This window comes from Methylophaga muralis (genome assembly GCF_001720165.1).
GTDB classification, from domain to species: Bacteria; Pseudomonadota; Gammaproteobacteria; order Nitrosococcales; family Methylophagaceae; genus Methylophaga; species Methylophaga muralis.
In genome coordinates, this window is sequence record NZ_MCRI01000008.1 from 63,002 (window position 1) to 82,891 (window position 19,890).

The 19,890-nt window shown below is 43.9% G+C and carries 13 protein-coding genes; 3 read left to right on the top strand and 10 right to left on the bottom strand.

The window, feature by feature from the left end; genetic code table 11:
• Window positions 1–381: 381 nt before the first annotated feature.
• From A9E74_RS05450 to A9E74_RS14675, 9 genes are all read right to left on the bottom strand, one after another.
• Entirely contained in the window at window positions 382–1,644 is a 1,263-nt protein-coding gene (locus tag A9E74_RS05450; RefSeq protein WP_069295636.1) for a hypothetical protein, read from the bottom strand.
• A 185-nt stretch (window positions 1,645–1,829) separates the two neighbouring features.
• The gene (locus A9E74_RS05455) at window positions 1,830–4,478 is read right to left on the bottom strand and encodes a nitrate reductase (protein WP_069295637.1); all 2,649 of its coding nucleotides are present in this window, start codon (window positions 4,476–4,478) and stop codon (window positions 1,830–1,832) included.
• 10 nt (window positions 4,479–4,488) lie between these two features.
• Window positions 4,489–4,797: a nitrite reductase small subunit NirD gene (gene nirD / locus A9E74_RS05460; RefSeq protein ID WP_069295638.1), complete on the bottom strand. Its 309-nt coding sequence runs from the start codon at window positions 4,795–4,797 to the stop codon at window positions 4,489–4,491.
• A 6-nt stretch (window positions 4,798–4,803) separates the two neighbouring features.
• Entirely contained in the window at window positions 4,804–7,233 is a 2,430-nt protein-coding gene (gene nirB, locus A9E74_RS05465) for a nitrite reductase large subunit NirB (RefSeq protein WP_176718904.1), read from the bottom strand.
• Window positions 7,234–7,789: 556 nt separating this feature from the next.
• The gene (locus tag A9E74_RS05470) at window positions 7,790–9,229 is read right to left on the bottom strand and encodes a sensor domain-containing diguanylate cyclase (RefSeq protein ID WP_069295640.1); all 1,440 of its coding nucleotides are present in this window, start codon (window positions 9,227–9,229) and stop codon (window positions 7,790–7,792) included.
• A gap of 116 nt (window positions 9,230–9,345) precedes the next feature.
• The gene (locus tag A9E74_RS05475) at window positions 9,346–11,466 is read right to left on the bottom strand and encodes a putative bifunctional diguanylate cyclase/phosphodiesterase (RefSeq protein ID WP_141696767.1); all 2,121 of its coding nucleotides are present in this window, start codon (window positions 11,464–11,466) and stop codon (window positions 9,346–9,348) included.
• A 150-nt stretch (window positions 11,467–11,616) separates the two neighbouring features.
• Entirely contained in the window at window positions 11,617–12,075 is a 459-nt protein-coding gene (locus A9E74_RS05480) for a YybH family protein (RefSeq protein ID WP_069295642.1), read from the bottom strand.
• A gap of 11 nt (window positions 12,076–12,086) precedes the next feature.
• A complete protein-coding gene (locus A9E74_RS14670; RefSeq protein ID WP_245652063.1) occupies window positions 12,087–12,353 on the bottom strand; it encodes a MarR family winged helix-turn-helix transcriptional regulator in 267 nt (88 codons plus the stop codon).
• Complete coding sequence (locus A9E74_RS14675; RefSeq protein WP_245652064.1) at window positions 12,350–12,616, bottom strand: hypothetical protein; 267 nt, start codon at window positions 12,614–12,616, stop codon at window positions 12,350–12,352. Before A9E74_RS14675 ends, A9E74_RS14670 begins: the two co-directional genes overlap by 4 nt.
• Before the next feature lie 267 nt (window positions 12,617–12,883).
• Here A9E74_RS14675 and A9E74_RS05490 point away from each other — a divergent pair, with 267 nt between their 5' ends.
• From A9E74_RS05490 to A9E74_RS05500, 3 genes are read left to right on the top strand one after another with little or no spacing between them, the layout of a single operon-like run.
• Window positions 12,884–14,677: a diguanylate cyclase domain-containing protein gene (locus A9E74_RS05490; protein WP_069295643.1), complete on the top strand. Its 1,794-nt coding sequence runs from the start codon at window positions 12,884–12,886 to the stop codon at window positions 14,675–14,677.
• Window positions 14,678–14,709: 32 nt separating this feature from the next.
• On the top strand, window positions 14,710–16,125 hold the full coding sequence (locus tag A9E74_RS05495) for a YcjX family GTP-binding protein (RefSeq protein WP_245652065.1): 1,416 nt from the start codon (window positions 14,710–14,712) through the stop codon (window positions 16,123–16,125).
• Complete coding sequence (locus A9E74_RS05500) at window positions 16,125–17,162, top strand: TIGR01620 family protein (protein ID WP_069295644.1); 1,038 nt, start codon at window positions 16,125–16,127, stop codon at window positions 17,160–17,162. The genes A9E74_RS05495 and A9E74_RS05500 overlap by 1 nt, the downstream gene beginning before the upstream one ends.
• On the opposite strand, the gene A9E74_RS05505 is transcribed toward A9E74_RS05500, so the two are convergent.
• The coding region (locus tag A9E74_RS05505; protein WP_218104291.1) for a sensor domain-containing diguanylate cyclase at window positions 17,159–19,890 on the bottom strand (2,732 nt) is incomplete at its 5' end. The genes A9E74_RS05500 and A9E74_RS05505 overlap by 4 nt on opposite strands.

Here is a 19,890-nt window from a genome sequence, read left to right on the forward strand (position 1 = left end):
CTGACTCTCAATTAGGTTTTTTTACCATTATTCCCAGCTGAAAAGGTAACCAGCCATTAAGCCCAAGGGAGAAATCAACACCAAGAAAAGCAGCTTGAAAAACTCTTTCATTAAATAGAAAAAATCAACTAGATATCCCATGTTGTGGCCTCCTTCGTTGTATGGCAACGTCAGGGATATTGCATAAGCCATGCCAGAGATTTAATCATTATTTATCAATAACTTAAAAATACATCTTGCCAGGTCCTGCATTAAAATGGGCTGTGACAGCTCTGTTTACGCTAGTTTTTGGTGCGTGAAACCCAAAACTAAAACATAAAAAAGCCAGCCCTAAATGCGGGCTGGCTTGGCTAAATAGCTAAATATTTAGCTGAGTAGATATCAGAATTTAACCTGTCCGTAGACCCAGAATTTTTCGGTATCCACTAATGATGGAAATTCGTTGTCAGCTTTATAATCAGCGTATTTCACCCCGACGGTATAATGCTGGTTAAAGGTTTTTTCCAGGGAAATATCCAGCTCATTACCGGCATCCAGACTGTCTTCATCGGTTTTAAAGTCATGATAAGAAACAATCAGTTTGGCATCCCAAAACACATTGCCCACCACGGTCAGATAAATATCTTTTATTCCCTGATCTGGTGTAGTCAGGAATTGATCGGCCCAGCCCTGAAAGGCATGATTGGTTCCCAGCGGCGTCTTAAAGCTATCCGTGCCATCCCCTTCCAAAACTTCATAAGAGAGTTTAGCCAGCCAGCCTTTATGTTTAGCACCCAATTCTGCCAGATAATAATTCTGGGCATCCATCGTTCCGCCCTTATAGTCGCTTTGGCGGGCATATTCAGCGGTATAAACCAGATTCCAGCTATCATTAATCGCTGGTGCACCACTAAGTCTCAGGCCAAATGTTTTAGATGAAATAACCTCAGCGTCTTCATATTCAAGCAGATAACCGTAGCCTTCCAACTTGCCAAACGGTAAACCACTGTACTGGGCATTGATCAAATGTGCTTCAACATCAATCACACCATTTTTAATCACTCCAGTCCCAATCAGATCTGAATCACGATCATCACCAAAAATAGTGTTTATTTTATTTACAAATGCATAACTCAATTGGGTATCGGGTAATGACGTATTCTGAATTGAAAATGCATCAAAGGTTTGATGATTCTGCCGCCATAACACATTACCAATATAGCGATGGAATGGTGCATCCCGATAGGTAATTTGCTGACGACCAAATTTTGCCACCGTGTCAAACCCCTGATAACTCAAATAGGCCTGATTGACTTCAGTACCATCCGGATCAGCTACTACTGAGTACTCGGTCTCTCCATTCGTTGTGCTATTGTAATTATCTCCACCTAAATCGGTCACATTCTCAAACTCAACAAATGCCCCAAAACCATTTAAGCGACCTGTTTCATAGCCCAAGGTTGAGCGGACAGTGAATGCATCAGCATCTTTCAGGTCATTATCCTGTTTGACTGACTCATAACGGGCACGTGCAGAAAAACTGACTTTACCGCCGGTCAGCGCTTCCATAAAACTGTCTTTTTCAGCAGCGGCTGCAGTGATTGGTAATGTACCAATCAAGCTCGCCATCAACGTCGTTGCAGAAAATGTATAAAATTTTGACATGATCCTTCCTTATTCACGGGACGCAGAAACTCGTTTCGGCGACCGAAATATCAAACAATAGAGATTGATTTGCCACGACATTGTGGCTGCATACGCGCTGGGCGGTTCGGAGGGAAATGCATCATCGTAAATGCACAGCACTCGTCAATTTGGTTTGGCAGAAATCATCTCTGCCATAACAACTGTCAGGGATTAGCTAACAGTTGTTTTAATTCGGGAATGCAGGAACCACAGTTGGTTCCAGCTTTTAAACAGCGGCCAATATCATCAACTGATTTGGCTTCACCTTTACGGATAGCATCCTTAATCGTGGTTTCACCCACTGCAAAACAGGCGCATACCAATTTGCCTTTATCCTGCTGTCCGGGACCCGGGCGTCCTGCCAGTAAACTTTGCCGGGCAGCTGCATCCAACGTTTGTTCAGCAAATAATTGCGACAACCAGCCTCGTTCAGGCAAATGATGATCGGCTGCCAGAAACATAACCGTCTGTAACTGGTTATCTACTATATTGGCAGCCCGATAGCGGCCAGCTCGCTGATCACTGAATTCCAGCCATTCACCCTGTTGTTCGGTAAGGTTCTGAATCCACTCAAGTGGTTGTTCCACCCAGTTTTCACCAGCCAGTTCATAGCGCCAGAATTGTTGACCTTTGACCTTGACCCAATAAGCTGTTTCAGTGAGGCTCAACTGCTGACGGGATAAAATAAACCCATGCCAACGCGGTAAAAAGGGTCGTACATTAACTGGTGTATGTTTGGATTCGGGTTGTCCTGAAATCGGATCGGTCAGTGGTGCAACCAAGGTATCGACACGGGCTTGTGAGGCGAATTGGCCATTCCAGTGAATCGGCACAAAAATACTGCCAGGCCGTTGATCCTGAGTTAAATTAACCCGCCCTGTCAGTCGTCCCCATTTACTTTCAACTTGCGCCAGTGCTTTGTTCTGGATCTGCCAGTGCCCGGCATCTACCGGATGCATATCAATCATCGGTTCACTGATATGAGCGTTTAGTCTGGGGGCACGACCAGTGCGAGTCATGGTATGCCATTGATCACGGATGCGGCCGGTATTAAGTACTAAAGGATACTCATCATCCACTTCGTTTTGCGGATAATGTGGATCTACCGCAATCATTCTGGCTTTACCGGAAGCGGTGTAAAAATGGTTATCGGCAAACATTCTGGCTGTGCCCTGAGGGGCATTATCAGTTATCGGCCATTGAATCGGTTGTAGTGACGCATATTCCTGCTCTGTGATATCTGCCAGTGCACTGATATCAAAATCACGCTCGCCATGATTTTCAAATGCTGACAATCTGGCATGTTCACGAAATACATCCACGGCAGTTTCAAACTCAAACTGTTCAGCAAAACCCATACGTTTGCCAACTTCTTTAAGCATCCACCAATCTGCTTTAGCTTCTCCAGGTGCTGGTAAAAAAGCCCGCTGATGGCTGATTCGTCTTTCTGAATTTGTTACCGTGCCGTCTTTTTCGCCCCAGCCCAATGCTGGCAGTAAAACATCGGCAAATTCGGTGCAGTCGGTTTGCTTTTCAATCTCAGAAACGATGACCAATTCGCATTGCTTTAAAGCTCTTTTGATCTGATCGGCATCGGGAATGCTTACGACTGGGTTGGTTGCCACAATCCAGACAGCCTTGATGTCACCGCGTTCAATCGCCTGAAACATATCAATGGTTTTAAGGCCGGCCGTATTGGTTAAGCGTTCGGTGTTCCAAAAACGTGACAGGCGATCATGATGTTCCGGCTTGTCGATTTCCATATGAGCAGCCAGCTGATTGCTCAGGCCGCCGACTTCTCGACCGCCCATCGCATTAGGTTGTCCAGTAATTGAGAATGGGCCCATTCCGGCTTTGCCAATCCGGCCGGTTGCCAGATGACAGTTGATAATCGCATTACATTTATCGGTGCCACTGGTCGATTGGTTGACGCCTTGCGAAAACAACGTGATAGTTTTTTCGGTCGAGGCAAATAATTGATAAAACTTGGCCACATCGGCTTCTGATAACTCGGTTTGGCGAGCTACCTGAGGAATATTTGCAGCGGTTTTGCTGGCCGAATCCAATGATGAAGCAAAGCCTTCGACATACTGTTCAAGATAATGCCAATCAATACAGTCATGCTGTTTGAGATAACTCAGTAAGCCGTTAAACAGAAAGGCATCGGCACCGGGACGTAATGGCAGATGCAAATCGGCGATATCACAAGTCGCCGTTTTGCGTGGATCAATCACAACCACTTTCATATTTGGGCGATTGAGTTTGGCCTGGGTAATACGTTGAAACAACACCGGATGACACCAGGCGGTATTGGAACCGATAATCACCAGCAAATCGGTTTGTTCGAGATCTTCATAACTACAGGGCACCGTGTCACTGCCAAAAGCACGTTTATGAGCAGCCACCGCGGAAGACATACACAAACGGGAATTGGTCTCGATATTGCCGCTGCCAATAAAGCCTTTCATCAGCTTATTGGCCATATAGTAATCTTCGGTCAGAATTTGACCCGACACATAAAACGCCACTGCGTCCGGACCATGTTCATCAATGATCTGTTTAAATCTGTCACTAACATGATCCAGCGCGGTGTCCCAATCGACCCGTTTACCATCCACCTGTGGGTACAACAAACGATTATCCAGACCGACGGTTTCACCTAATGCCGATCCTTTAGAGCACAAACGTCCGAAATTTGCCGGATGGGCCGGATCACCTTTTATAGCGACCGTTCCATCTGCCTGTGGCGCAGCTAAAACGCCACAGCCGACGCCACAATAGGGACAAGTTGTTTGTGTTGCGAGTTGTGCCAACAGTCAATCCTCAGAGTGAGATGTAAATCATGCCGTCTTCGACTTTGGTTGCAAAAGAACGGGTGCAACCTTCGTCCGGCCCTGTCGCTTCACCACTGCTTAAATCAATCACCCAATTATGCAATGGGCAGGCAACTCGTTTATCGTAAACAATGCCTTGCGATAAAGGGCCTTTTTTATGCGGGCATTGATCAAATAAGGCAAACACTTCATCCGAGCTGGTACGAAAAATCGCCACATCCCCATCCGGTGTGGTCATCACTCGTGAGCCTTTTTGCGGCACACTCTCCACTGGTCCAACTTCAGTCCAATTTTGCATCTTTTTTTAACCTACTTGCTTGATGGGAATATAGTTTTCACGTTGTTTGGCAGCATGTTCCGCCCAAGGATCATCTTGCGATCTTTCCTGTGACTCATAGAACCGCTGTGCCAAGACTTTACGGTTGTCATGATCATCAACTACTTTGGCCTGAACACTTTTCAGCCCTACCCGTTCAATCCACGGGGCGGTACGTTCCAGATAATGAGCATCTTCACGGTAAAGCTGCATAAAGGCTGCACAGTATTCCATTGCTTCTTCTTCAGTGGCGACTTTGCAAAGGAAATCAGTTGCCCGCACCTTGATACCACCATTACCACCGACATGTAGTTCGTAACCTGAATCCACGCAGACAATACCAAAATCCTTGATAGTGGCTTCTGCACAGTTACGCGGACAACCGGATACCGCAATCTTGAATTTATGTGGTGTCCATGAACCCCAGGTCATTTTTTCCACCTTGATGCCTAAGCCGGTTGAATCCTGAGTACCAAAACGACACCATTCAGAACCAACACAGGTTTTAACAGTACGTAATGATTTGCCATAGGCATGACCAGAGACAAAACCTGCTTCACTCAGATCGGCCCACATTTTTGGCAAGTCATCTTTTTTCACACCCAGCAAGTCAATACGCTGACCGCCGGTAATTTTTACGGTAGGTACATTATATTTATCGGAAATATCAGCAATGGCACGTAATTCATTGGCATTGGTCACCCCGCCCCAGATCCGCGGTACCACTGAATAGGTTCCGTCTTTCTGGATATTGGCATGCACCCTTTCATTGATAAAACGTGATTGCGGATCATCTTGATAATCCGGCCAAGTGCTCAGCAGATAGTAGTTCAGTGCTGGACGGCAAGAGTGACAGCCATCTGCATTTTTCCAATCCAAGGCGACCATCAGATCGGAGATAGTTTTCAGACCTTTATCTTTAATAGCGTTTTTCACTTCGCCATGACTCATGCTGGTGCATCCACACATGGCTTTTTTGCTTGGGGTATCGTTAAAGTCACTGCCCAATGTCGAGGCCAGAAGCTGTTCGACCAAACCAGTACAGGAACCACAGGATGCTGAAGCTTTGGTATGGGCTTTGACTTCATCGAGAGTAAACAGACTGTGTTTACTGATCGCCTTGACGATATCGCCTTTGCATACACCGTTACAGCCACAGATTTCGGCATCATCCGGCAGTCCATCAACCGAGTTGGCCGCGCCATGACCGGAATCACCAATGTGATGCTGACCAAACAACATATTCTCACGAATACTGGACACATCGGTGCCATCACGCATTAACTGGAAGTACCAGGCACCATCCACAGTATCACCATATAAAACGGCACCGATCAGTTTGTCGTCCTGAATTACCAGCTTTTTATAGACATGGCGGGCAGCATCTTTGAACACCAGATCTTCGGTGCTTTCATCACCAATAAAGTTACCTGCAGAGAATAAATCAATACCGGTGACTTTCAGTTTGGTTGAGGTAATAGAGCTGACATAACGGGCAATACCCATCTGAGCCAGATGATTGGCACAGACTTTTGCTTGTTCAAACAACGGTGCTACCAGACCAAACGTCGCTCCACGATGCTGAACACATTCACCAACTGCATATACCTTAGGATCGAAAGTTTGCATGGTGTCATCGACCACAATACCGCGCTCACAATGGATACCAGCCGATTGTGCTAACTCAATATTGGGCCGGATACCAACCGCCATAACGACCAGATCGGTATCGATTTCTGTGCCGTTTTTAAAGACAACTTTTTCAACTCGTTTTTTACCTTCAATCGCTGCGGTTTCATGCGACATCAGGAATTTAAGCCCTTTGGCCTGCAATTCATTTAACATCAAATCTGATGCTGGCTTATCCAATTGCTGATTCATTAAAACATCAGCGATATGCACGACGGTGACTTCCATGCCTTGAATCATTAAGCCATTGGCGGCTTCGAGGCCCAATAAACCACCACCGATAACTACGGCTTTTTTGTAGGACTTGGCTGTTTCGAGCATTGTGTCGACGTCAGCAATATCCCGGAAGCTAATAACGCCCGGTAAATCCCGGCCCGGTAATGGCAACATAAATGGGCGAGAACCCGTTGCCAGTAACAAACGATCATATTCAAATACTTCGCCTTCAGCTGTTTCCACTTGGCGTCGAACACGATTAATATGGGTGATTTTTTTACCGGCATGTAAGGTAATACCATTGTCGATATACCACTGGCGATCATTAATCATGATTTGATCAATGGTTTTATCGCCGGCCAGAACAGGCGAAAGCATAATACGGTTGTAGTTACCGTAAGGCTCATCACCAAAAACGGTGATGTCGTATTTTTCAGGCGCTAACTTGAGTAATTCTTCCAGTGTTCGCACACCGGCCATACCATTACCAATCAGCACTAATTTTTCTTTCATGGATCGCTCCTGCATTTCGATTAAATATGCCTGAGCAAGCACTATGCCAACAAGTAACCTATTAATTTAATTGAATATTAATTTTAAACAGGTAAGTAACATGCGACTTTGTGGTGCAAAATGGTGCATCACGCACAAAGATGGTGAATTAAGTTTTGTTGATCCTCAAGCCCTAGGCTTGTTTATCTTTCATATCCACCACTGCTGGCGGCTATTTTTGTGTCCGACAAGGCGAAAAGCACGCAGTGTAGCCACCCTACATAAGTGATTGACAACGCAGGCGGCCGCAAAAATAGCCCCAGCCCTTCGGGTTGTGACTGAAAAAGCGCCACTTATGTCCACGGATGGACTGTATGCCGGCGCGCCAGGGAGGCGCGCGCCGGTCTGCGTTGCTCGTCGCTTATTTAGAATAACTACAAAAACGTCAGGAACGTTTTTGAGCGCAAGCCCCCAATGGGGTGAGATACATGGAGGTATCTCACAAAAGGCGCTCCTCGTGCCTTGATTGACGCTTTTTCAGCTCACAACAGAGGCGGATATGAAAGATAAACAAGCCCTAGTAAACCGTAATACGATTTCGTCCTTTATTCTTGGATTCATACATAGCGTGATCGCACCGTTCAATCAAATTATCCATGCTTTCACCTAATTGATATTCTGCTACCCCAGCGCTGATAGTCACGCTAATACTCTCATCTTTAATACGGATCTGCAGCTCACTGACTGCCTCACGAATCATCTCTGCGACTCTTGCTGCATGCTGTTGATCACAGTTTTCAAGCAGCAATAAAAACTCTTCGCCCCCCCAGCGACATAAAACATCCACATCCCGTACTTTTTGTTTAATCAAACGACTGACCGATTTGAGCACTTGATCACCAAACTGATGGCCGTATTTATCATTGACCGATTTAAAATGATCGATGTCGAGTACGATCATCGATAAAGACCAGTCCTTTCTCAGTGCCGTTTTTTGTGCTTTATCAAAGACCCAATCAAACACCTGCCTGCTGGTAGCGCCAGTTAATTTATCTTTGCTGGCCATCAACTCAAGGCGACGTTGATAACCTCGTATCGTAAAATGAGCCAGCATCAACACACAAATACTGATTGCCAGCGAAACACCTACGTTGATCCATAAAGCCGTTTCAATTCTATCCGTCGCGGGATCATTGATTTGTTCAACAATTAAAAACCAGTCGAACTCAGGGACCAGTCGGCTGTTTAGATAGATGGTATTGCCATCTTTAGCAGCATAGCTCACGGAAGCACTTGGATTACTGAGTATCTGCATAAATAACTGATCTAATCCTGCTTTATTCTGCAGATAGATATCATCCTGAAACAGGCTGCTACGCAGTGTGATTTCACCTTGGCGGTCGACAAAGTAAATTTCCCGACCATAACGTCGTTGATAGTTTTCAATTAATTGAGCAACCATTTCCATCGACAAACCGACACCCGTCACTCCAACCAGCTCACCTTGTTGATTAATCACCCGGTAATTAACAAAAATGCTCATCCGGTTAGGTGCCGCCGTGTCCCAATCGATATTGATATCGTAATCGGTGTTGATTTTGCGGGCCTTGAAAAACCAGCTGTCAGCCGGATCAGTTTCATCAACCTGTTTGATAATGCCTTTGGGATGATAATAATTACGGGTTTTCTCAGAGACAAAAAATGCGGTAATAGTGTTGTATTTACGCTGAATCTGCGCCAAATAATCTGACAATTGTTGGGGATCCTGTTCGCCAGACTCAGCCCAATTAATTAGAAAAGTATCATTGGCCATCAATGACGAAATCAATAATGGCTGCAATAAATCACGCTGGATTTCGGAATAGATGTTGTCACTGGTTAGTGGCAGCATCTGTTTTTGCAATTGTTCACTGGTGGAATCGCGAGCGACAAAATAGCCAATCAGGCTGGTAGCCATAAAACCGAGCAAAACCAGCGAGCTGATTGTCAGCGTAAATATCCGTTTACGATTTTGCATCTAAAATTGCTCGTTATATAACAAAACATTTAATCATAGAGAATTTAGCACCAGGATCCTAGCGCATGTTTATCTTCCCTAATCATCAGGATTGATGAACAGTTGCAATTTTTTTGTTAAGTCCCGCGCTCGTCAGTAACCAACTCGGGCGGTTCCATATGCAGAATTTTCGACTGGATAAACTGATGCATATCCTGATATCTTAGCTGCAGAGATTGAAGGTTTTGCAGGCCGTTTTGTTTTCTACCAGCTTGATATAGCTTAATCGTCATCGTCATCAGGTGATGAAAGCTTCTATATTTCTCTTTTAGAATCTGCAGACATTCTTTATCAATTAACTGTAAATTTTCTGTTCTTTCCAACCAGACTCCACAATGCGATTGTTTGAGCGAGATAATTGACCAAACTGCATCGTTCTCATCGGAATCGACAGCAAAACGCCTCTGCAAACTTTCGACACTTAATTCTAAATACAAACAAAAAAGATTTATCTGTGTCCATTTAATATGTTGTTGGTGATAACGATATTTGCGCCAGTCCTGAGGTAAGGAAAATTGCTGATTCCAGGCAAGCAGTTCGTTGACCGGCATCGGTTTGGCAATCACGTATCCCTGTGCAAATTCACAGCCCATGGAAAGTAGTATTTGTCCATGACGAAGCGATTCAACACCTTCAGCAATCACCTCCAAATCAAATGATCGGGCCAATGCAATAACCCCTTCGACGATTTTGCAGTCATCAACATCCACCAGCATATTACGCACAAATGTCTGATCAATTTTTACCGCAGAGACCGGTAAAGTACGGATATGACTCAGAGAAGAATAACCTGTACCAAAATCATCCAAAACCGTTTTAATCTTAAATTCGTTTCTGCAGCGACGCACCACATCGACTATCAAACTCAGATCATCCAAGGCGTGACTTTCCAGAATCTCAAATTGAAAAAACTGTAAATCTACTTCGGGAAAGTCAGCAATGATTTCTCCCAGCCGTTGTAAAAAGCCATTAAAGCCAAGATGGTAGGCCGACAAGTTAATACTGATATGCCAATGGTGATTTTGATTCTGCCATTGCTGTAAGTGCATCAGGGCTTGCCGGATAACCCATTCGCCTAACTGTATCTCCAGCGTGGTGCCATTGATTAAAGGCAGAAACTGCTGAGGATACAACAGGCCCTGTTCAGGATGTTGCCAGCGAATAAGTGCTTCGTATCCTACTACTTCACCAGTACACATACTGATTTTAGGCTGCATAAATAGCTGAAATTCATTATCAGTCAAACCACGTCTAATCGCATACAACTGGTCAGATTTGTCATCACGCCAACCATCCTTACCTGTTTCATACATACGGAAGGTTTTCTTGCCATCCAGCTTAGCTTTATAAAGCGTCTGATCGGCATGCTCTATCAATGTCTGCATGGAGCCTTGATCAAAGGGATAAACGGTATAGCCAATGGAGGCGCTTATATGGATGTTGTGATCAGCAATTTGATAAGATCGACTAAGTTCATCGGTTAATCTGTGCAGTAATGCTTCGCAATCCTGTCGATTCTGGATTTCGCCAAGCAGAATGACAAATTCATCACCACCATAGCGAGAGACCGTATCGTCCTGACGCAACATGGATTTAATGCGTTGCGCGACTTCAATTAATAATTCGTCACCGATGTTATGACCCAAATCATCATTCACTGGTTTGAAGTTATCCAAATCAAGAAAACAAATCGCCAGTAAGCTTTGGGTACGGTTACTATGGGCGATTGCTTGTTCAAATCGATCCGCCAGCAGATTTCGGTTAGGTAATGCTGTTAATGCATCGTAATGAGCAAGCCTTTCCAATTCAGCCTGATGCTGCTTGAGCATGGTAATGTCAGACACCAAGCCCAAATGAAATAATTCACCAGATTGCGGATCAGTGGTGCGATGAATGGTCAGAACTTCGGCATAAAATGAACCGTCTTTTTTGCGATTCCACACCTCTCCACGCCAAAAGCTATTTTGCGTAAGGCTTTGCCACATTTCACTGTAAAAGGCTTTGCTTTGTTTGCCAGAACTGAGAATATTGGGCCGCTTGCCAATTAGTTCATCCCTGCTATACCCAGTGATTTCACATAAGGTATCGTTTACCTCAACAATGACATTGTCGGCATTGGTGATAATGATGCCTTCATGAACGCGATCAAACAGTAATTCCAATAGCATGTGTCTTTGATGCGTATGTAGGGCGCTCACAGGAAAATTTCCTTATTAAAACCATAATTTTTTCATGGTTTTTAGCACAGCACTGTTGGGTTAAGCAAATTTTCTCTGATCAGCATCACAAAAGCATAAAAAAAAGCCGGTTGAATTAACCGGCTTTTTTGTTTGGAAATGCAGCTGATGTTATTCAGCCATGTTCCAGATATGCGAAACAACTTCCCAGTCACCGGCATCATTCTGCTGTAAAACAGTCATCAATACACCTTGGAATGTTAACGTTTGACCATCCTCAGCTTCAACATCTGCTGACCAGTTTGCCAATTGGCTGATCTGTCCATCAGATGAATAGGTTGAGATAGTGTCGATTTGATGGTTGTGCAAGCCATTTTCAAAAAAGCCTTGAAACAACGCAGCGATTTCCTGTTGGCCATTTAACACTTTGCCATTACCAGGAGATAAAGTTGCTTGAGATGCATATAGCTCGACTAATGAATCTAAATCGTTGTCGTTAAATGCAGCATTCCATTGTTCATTGGCAGAATTTACAACTTCTTGCACATCATAGTCTGCAGCTGGATTGCTGCATGCGCTGACTGCCAGCACAATAAGACCTAGGGGTAAAAAACGTTTTAATACTTTCATTACGAACTCCTTTATTGATTCTTAATGTCGACAGTTTTATTTTCAAAAACATGCCGTTGTTGATAAATTTTTTGCAGTAGGGTCATTAAATGCATTGCTTCTGATTCTGTTAACGCCTGCATCAATTGATTTACTCGTTGATAGTATCCGGGCATAACATCATCCAGTTTGGCCTGACCCAACGAGGTCAAACGAATCTGGATCTGACGACGATCCTGTTTAGCGTGTACACGACTAATCAGTTTTTCGCGTAATAGGCCATCTAATAATCCCGTCATGGTGGCCCGTGATACACCTGCTTTTTCTGCCAAGCAGAAGGGGTTGAACTCAGATTATCTTCACGCATCAGCAACAGTAAAACCCACCATCGCCCCTGTAACAAATCATATTCAGCCAGATAACTATTTAGACCATACGTTAAATCTGAGCCCACACGTAACAAATTCAAAAATGTGATGACACTTTTGATATCAGTTTGTGGGTAGCGAGCTGCAAATTTCTGCATTATCTCGGCGTTAGGAATATCTTTGACTTGTAACATAGTAGCCAGCTTATAGTTAGCCGCCTTACTATGTCAACTATAATTAATATCGTCATTTTTTTAAATGGTGCTATATTTGAAGCAGAATTTAACAATCCTGTTTACCGAGATATCACTTTTGCTTTTTATTAATAACACACGGATTTTTTTAACTGAAATAACTCAGCAGAGGTTATTACCTCTGGACTCCTCCTGCAGCCAATAAATGGTGAATGTTGTGGTAGAGAAATCCAATTTCAAATTGCGCTGTCCTGTTCATTGCAAATTATGCTTTACGCCATATTAATAATCACGCTGACTGTGTTGGTTATTTATCAAAACTACCAACAGCAATTAGCGGCCTACTCTTCTCAAGTTAATCAACAGATTGCCCAACGTAATCAATTGCTTGCCTTAATGCAGGCTCAGTTACTTGAATCAAAACTCGAAGCAATTGATCAGACATTAAAGCTAATAAGTTCGCATCCAGATTTTGTAAGTGATCCTGAACCGCAAACCTATCTGCTCAGACATTACTCCATCAATAACCCTGAAATGCAGGCCTTATTGCATGTCAACGCGGATGGGCTATTACGTTATCCGCAGCACCTGCGTGGTCCGCTGGATTTGTCTGGTCGTGATTATTTTGTGGTGCATCAGACAACCAGAACTGACAAAGTCTATACATCCAAACCCATGTTGCCAGGGCGTGGTCATGAAGATCCGGTGTTGGTCATCAGTCGTGGGTTATATGATGCAGAAGATAACTTTCAGGGCGTCATCGCAGCAGTTATCGATATCAAAACCTTCTCATTAGCACTCAGCGGGATTAGTGTTAATGCACAATTATTTTCGTCGATCGTGCATGAAGAAGGTGAAATAGTCTTCCGTGTCCCGTACCAGGATTTTGAACCCGGACAGACACTGGACTATGTTACCGAACATATCAAAACAGACAAATTACCTTTAGCCGGGGAAGGTATATACCAACGTTCAAATGGCGATTATTATCAGTTTGCTTATCAAACGCTGCCCAAATGGCGACTGCATGTGTTTGTTGGAGAAAATCGAGCTGTAGTTGATGAATTACTTTCTATCTACAAATTTTCGCACCTGCGTAATAGCACCTTAACCGCTCTTTCGTTAATTATTTTGATAGTGATGACGGCTTGGTTAATTGGCCGCCGCTTGGAAATAAACCAACAACTAATCGAAAGTAAGGTCGCCCTTCAGCAGAGTTATCAGCGTAACCAAGCCATTATCAAAGCCATTCCTGATCTACTGTTTACCATTGATAGAAGTGGCAAAATCGTTGATTTTGAGCAGGGTGAAAGTGTGCCATTGTTGTTGCCTGAGGAAGATTTTATCAACAAGCACATCAGCCACACATTACCTGACTTTCTGGCTCGGCGGACTTTGAAGGCACTTCACAAGACCCTGGATGAAGGTGAAAGCGATTACTACGAATACGAACTAAACCTGGTTGGGAATCAGCATTATTTCATGGCCAGAACGTCCCCCATCAACCAAAACCGAATGTTAGTAGTAGTTATTGATATTACCGAGCGTAAAAAATCAGAAATTGCTTTGCAGTGGCAAGCTACACATGACAGCCTGACGAAATTGCCTAACCGGGTATTATTTTATGATCGGCTGAATCAGGCTATTGCAGAATCAGCTAGATACAAACAACCGTTTTGTCTGCTTTATATTGATCTGAACGATTTCAAAGCCGTCAATGATACTTATGGTCATTTAAACGGTGACATGTTGTTGATACTAGTCGCTGAACGTATTGGCGACACTATCCGTGAATCAGATACGGCTGCCCGTCTAGCAGGCGATGAATTTGCCATCATTATTAATCACAGCAATTATGAAGAAGCCCAGCAAGTAACCGAGAAACTGCGTCAGCAATTAGCTTTGGAATATGAACTCAATGAAGGTGTCATATTGAATATCAGTGCCAGCATTGGCATTGCGTGTTACCCGCACGATGGTAAAAATGCCGATGAACTGATTTCTTATGCAGATGACACAATGTATAACGATAAACGTTCAACGACTGCAGAATCTTCATGAGCGAGACACATTACTAGAGCTAGGGTAAGCTGATGGCTATGAATTCACAGATTGAACAACTCGGCCGCCGTCTAAATAAAACGCTTGAAGATATTGATCAACAAGCCAGTAAATGGGTTGCCCGCAGCCTTGATAAACATTTAAGCGTTGGCATTACCGGTTTCAGCGGGAGTGGTAAATCAACCTTCATCACCAGTCTGATTCATCAACTTAAATATTCCAACCATGCCCATTTGGGCGGTTTTCTCCCTGCCCGTGATGAACGTTTACTCGGTGTCAAAATACAGTCCTTGGATGATTTACCGTTGTTTGAATACCAACAGGGCATTCAGGCCTTAGCTGATGATCCGCCGCAATGGCCTCCATCAACAACACATATTAGTGGTTGCCGCTTAGTCATTGAATACAAGAAAAAAAACATCTTGCCAACATTCACTGGCGAAACCCGTCGCTTTACATTAGAGCTGCGTGATTATCCCGGAGAATGGTTATTGGATCTCGCCATGCTGCAACAGGATTACCGGCAATGGAGTATCGACACCGCAGCACTCTGCTCCAAAGGCATTCGCCAGGAACTGGCTGAAGATCTGCTAGAGAATTTGAATGCGTTGGATCCTCTGGCAGTCTTTGATGAACAGCAGATTGAAGCATTGTATGTTCGTTATCGAAATTTTCTGCAGACCTGTAAAACCGCTGGACTGACGTTTATCCAACCTGGAAGGGCTCTGTTACCTGACAGTGAAGACTTTCAAGTGTTTATTCCTTTATTCAATCTGCAAACGCTATCAGAACATCAATTAAACAAAGCCTCTGATGATTCTTTATATAAAGTCATGCAGCAACGTTATAAATCCTATCTAAAAGAATTTGTTCAGCCTTTTTATAAAACCTTTTTCCGTGGCATAGATCGCCAGGTTGTTTTAATTGACGTGTTAAAAGCACTCAGTGGCGGCAAGGAAAAGTTTGATGATATGGTGATTGCATTCAGTCGAATCATTGACAGCTATCACGTAGGAAATAATGCATTCCTGAATCGACTATTCAGTCCACAGGTAGAAAAGATCCTGTTTCTGGCTTCTAAGCCTGACCGAATCTTAATGAATCAACATGAAGCCCTTCGTCGCTTATGTGATGAAATCATCAGCCATATCTGTCCGCAATCAGTAAGAAATCGAATTGAGATTGAAACCGAAATTGCTGCAGCTGTGCGCAGCACACACGACCACAATGATCATCTGACAGCCAGATTATTAGACGGGCAGTTTGGCGAGTTACGCCACCCACCCATTCCTGATCAACTCCCAGACTCAGTTCAATGGCAGCAACTGTCTCAATGGAAACCGCCAGTGCTTCGAGCACCAGTAAATCCCGATTTACTGATTGGCGGACGGCTGGCACATATCCGCATGGATAAAGTCTTACGAGATCTGATTGGAGATAAATTTTAATGAGTTCCAATGACGATTTTTTCAAATCAAAACCAACGCAAACCAGTGAACCAGCAACACATAAAACTGAAACCTTTTTCAAAGCCGTCGCTGAAACAAACGAAGTCATTGTTCCTGACTCCATTGAGGCCGATCCGTTAACGGATTTTGATGACGGCTTGCTGATTCCCCCTCGCCGCAACCGAGGTTTGAAGTGGTTAATCGCCACCTTGTTTGTTGTATCAGTGATTATGCTGGCGTGGGATATTGCTGATTTTGCTCAAATGCTCTGGCAACAAAGTCGTGTGCTGGGAATGGCATTTAGTGCTTTTGCTTTGTTGCTGGCCGGATTAGTAATGCAGCAACTGCTGGTGTTTCGTCGTAATCAAAAACAACTCAAACAGGCGGATTTGATCCGTGAAGAGGCCGGGCGTTTAGTGCATGAACAACATATTGGCCATGCCAAAAAATGGCTACATTCTCTAGAACAATTCTATGAGGATCAACCTCAAGCCGAGTTGTTAACCCCGTGCATCCAACGGCTACCTGATTATTTAAATCACGGTGAAGTCGTTAGTCGTATTAGCGAAGACTTTTACAAGCAACTCGACAAACAGGCGCTTAATGTCATCGAACGCACCAGCATCAGCAGTGCAGCGATGATTGCCGTCAGTCAGTTGGCGGTGGTGGATTCGCTGCTGGTAGTCTGGAAAACACTGAAAATGATTAATCAGATCAATATGATTTATGGCGTGAGATTAAATCGATTGGCGCAATGGCGGTTGAACTTGCGTGTTGCCAAAATTGCTCTGGGTAGTTATGCCAGTCAGGCAGGCATCAGCTTCTTTTCTGAACAGGTCGGTATTGGTTTAGGTGGCAAAATTCTCGGTAGCGTTGCCCAAGGATTTGGTGTCGGTTTGTATCAGGCCAGAATTGGTATCAGCGCCATGCAGCAAATCCGCCCGGTAGCATTTAACCCAGATGAAAAACCTAAAATTAATATGTTTGCTAATCTGCTAAGACGTAATTTAACCAAATTAACAGCAGACAACGATTAAACTTTGTTTTTTTTCTGCGCTTTAGGTTCAGCCTTGATGTGATTAGAACCGAAGATGTGCACACCATTACGTCCGGCAGATTTGACTTCATACAAGGCAAGATCAGCTTTTTTGGTGAGTTCGCTGACGGTCTCAGTTTCCAAATCACCTGAGAAAATCGCTACCCCGATACTCAAGGTAATCCGGAAATCATGGGTATGCACATGCAGCGGTTGTGACACGGTTTCCAGAATATGTTCAGCAACGCCTTTGGCATCTTCAGGTTTTTTGATTTCGGTCAGCAGAATCACAAACTCATCACCACCAACTCGGCTCAACGTATCGGTCTGCCGTAAACAATGCGTCATCCTGTCGGCTACCGCTTTAAGGATTTCATCCCCCACATCATGGCCATGTGTATCGTTGATTTGTTTGAAATGATCAACATCAACAAACATCAACGCTATCGGGTACCCAACTCGTTTAGCATGCGCCAATGTATGGCCGATACGTTCATCAAACAGGCGACGATTCGGCAGGCCTGTCAAAGTGTCGTGATAAGCCATTTGGCGGATGCGATCTGATTCAGACTTACGAGCAGTCACATCTTCAATTTGTGAGATAAAGTGAATAACCTCACCTTTTTCATTACGCACCAGTGAAACGCTCAACAAAACAAAAATAATGTCGCCGGTCTTATGAAAATAGCGTTTTTCCATCTGATAATGCTCAAGATCACCATTGAGCAATTTCTGTACGTATTCTAAATCCAGATCCAAATCATCAGGGTGTGTGACATCCACAAAGGTTTTGCCCATCAACTCTTCTTCACTGTAGCCAAGCATTCGACACAGTGCACCATTCACTTCTAACCAACGGCCGTCCAATCCGACAATAGCCATTCCTATTGCTGCAGTATCAAATGCATTACGAAACCGCTCTTCACTTTGTTGCAAAGCCAATTCCGCCTGTTTACGCCAAGATATATCTGTCTTGGTTCCAATCACTCGAATCGCATTATTATCAGCATCTCGCTCTCCCACCGTGGCGCTACCAAGCATCCACTTCCAGCTACCATCCTTAGAGAGGATACGATGCTCGTTACGGTATTCGGGTTTTTCACCGCTAAGCATACGATTAATATCGGCTGTAACCCTTTCGATATCCTGTGGATGAATCAGTTTGAGCAAATTTTCCATTTTGCCAACGATATCGCCCGGCAAGTAACCCAATGTTGAAAGTAATTGCTCTGAAAATACCACCACATTGTTTGGTACATTCCAGTCCCACACACCCGCACCGCTGCCTTCCAGGGCATGCTTCCAGCGCTGCTCAGTCTCCAGAATAGTTTTCTGATGCAACCAGTCTTCAGTAATGTCATAACTGACACCCACTAAAGAAACGCTCTGCCCTGTCTCATTAAAGTACACCTCAGCAGAAGTATGTAACATCCGAGTTTCGTTGCCATGATGAATTCTGAAACGAATCTCCATGGTTTTATGTTGCTGCATGGCTTGTTCAACAGCGACGCGAAATGCCAGCAAATCCGCTTCATAGATCAGTTTTTCAAATTCGCTATATTCCAGTTGTTCAGTGCCAGACTTCAAGCCAAAAACATTGCTTGCCATTTTATCCAGCAGAATCATGTTGCTTTCAACTTCCCATTCCCAAATAGCAATCTCAGCCGCTTCAGTGGCTAAGGCCAGTCGGCGAGCATTCTGCCGATATGATTTGGTCATTTGCGCGGCGATTCGAAGAGCATTTGCCCGACTATTGGCAATGGCTGCAATCACTAAAGCAAATAATAATGAAATAACACTGCCAATCAGCCAGATTAAAGCTGGGTTACTGCGTGATACATTTTCAGCAAACTGACGATCTGGCTGACCAACAAAAGACCAGGTACGTCCGCCGATGTCATAGCTTTTTTGTAAACTGAAATTTACTTTGGAAGGGGTACCGCTTTGAGAGAACAACAAACCTTCTGACTGTTCGTCAGCATCGTCGTAAATTTTTAACAATCCAACATTGGTATGAGTGGCCAACACATCCTTTAAAACATCATCAATACGGAATACTGCATATACCCAACCAGAGTTAACCGTTCGCAACTCTACTGGTAAATTGGATTCGCTGGGATCAATGAATACCGGCAAATACATTAACAAACCATTTACAGGTGATGCCGAGCCATCCTGTTTTAATAAAACCTTTTCAGTAAGTGTTGCTGCACCACTCACAATGGCACGATCCATTGCTACTTTGCGTGACGAATCTGAATACATATCAAAGCCTAGGGCTCGAATGTTTTTGCTGGTCATGGGTTCGATATAAAGGTTGGCAGAATACTGTTCGCGCTCACCTTCCGGGAAAATATTGTAATCCGTCAATCCCAATTGTTTTACAGCATTGATATGGGCTTGTTTATCTTCTGGAGCTATAGCAGCAACATAACCAAGCCCCTGAATGCCATGATAATTTTCTTCAAGTTTTAAGCTTTGATAAAAATTGGCAAAATCTTCGCGAGATAAATCTGGAGCGACATAAAATAAACCCTGAGTCGCACGTAACATTTCACCATAAGCATTAACTTTACCGACAACGGCATCAGCAGCTTGGTTAAACATTATTGTATAAGCAGATTCGAGCCGGAAATATTCTGTCTCGGCAATTTTCCCTGCAACGAAAAATGTCACTACCAACCCTGACACTAAAGCGACTAACGACGTGACTAATGTAAAAGGCCTGA

Bases quoted from the DNA above. Each gene is read 5' to 3' on its own strand.
- A9E74_RS05490 (WP_069295643.1), top strand. From the start codon at position 12,884: ATGCTTTACGCCATATTAATAATCACGCTGACTGTGTTGGTTATTTAT.
- nirD (WP_069295638.1), bottom strand. From the start codon at position 4,797: ATGCAAAATTGGACTGAAGTTGGACCAGTGGAGAGTGTGCCGCAAAAA.
- A9E74_RS14670 (WP_245652063.1), bottom strand. From the start codon at position 12,353: ATGACGGGATTATTAGATGGCCTATTACGCGAAAAACTGATTAGTCGT.
- A9E74_RS14675 (WP_245652064.1), bottom strand. From the start codon at position 12,616: ATGTTACAAGTCAAAGATATTCCTAACGCCGAGATAATGCAGAAATTT.
- A9E74_RS05450 (WP_069295636.1), bottom strand. From the start codon at position 1,644: ATGTCAAAATTTTATACATTTTCTGCAACGACGTTGATGGCGAGCTTG.
- A9E74_RS05470 (WP_069295640.1), bottom strand. From the start codon at position 9,229: ATGCAAAATCGTAAACGGATATTTACGCTGACAATCAGCTCGCTGGTT.
- A9E74_RS05495 (WP_245652065.1), top strand. From the start codon at position 14,710: ATGGCTATGAATTCACAGATTGAACAACTCGGCCGCCGTCTAAATAAA.
- A9E74_RS05500 (WP_069295644.1), top strand. From the start codon at position 16,125: ATGAGTTCCAATGACGATTTTTTCAAATCAAAACCAACGCAAACCAGT.
- nirB (WP_176718904.1), bottom strand. From the start codon at position 7,233: ATGAAAGAAAAATTAGTGCTGATTGGTAATGGTATGGCCGGTGTGCGA.
- A9E74_RS05480 (WP_069295642.1), bottom strand. From the start codon at position 12,075: ATGAAAGTATTAAAACGTTTTTTACCCCTAGGTCTTATTGTGCTGGCA.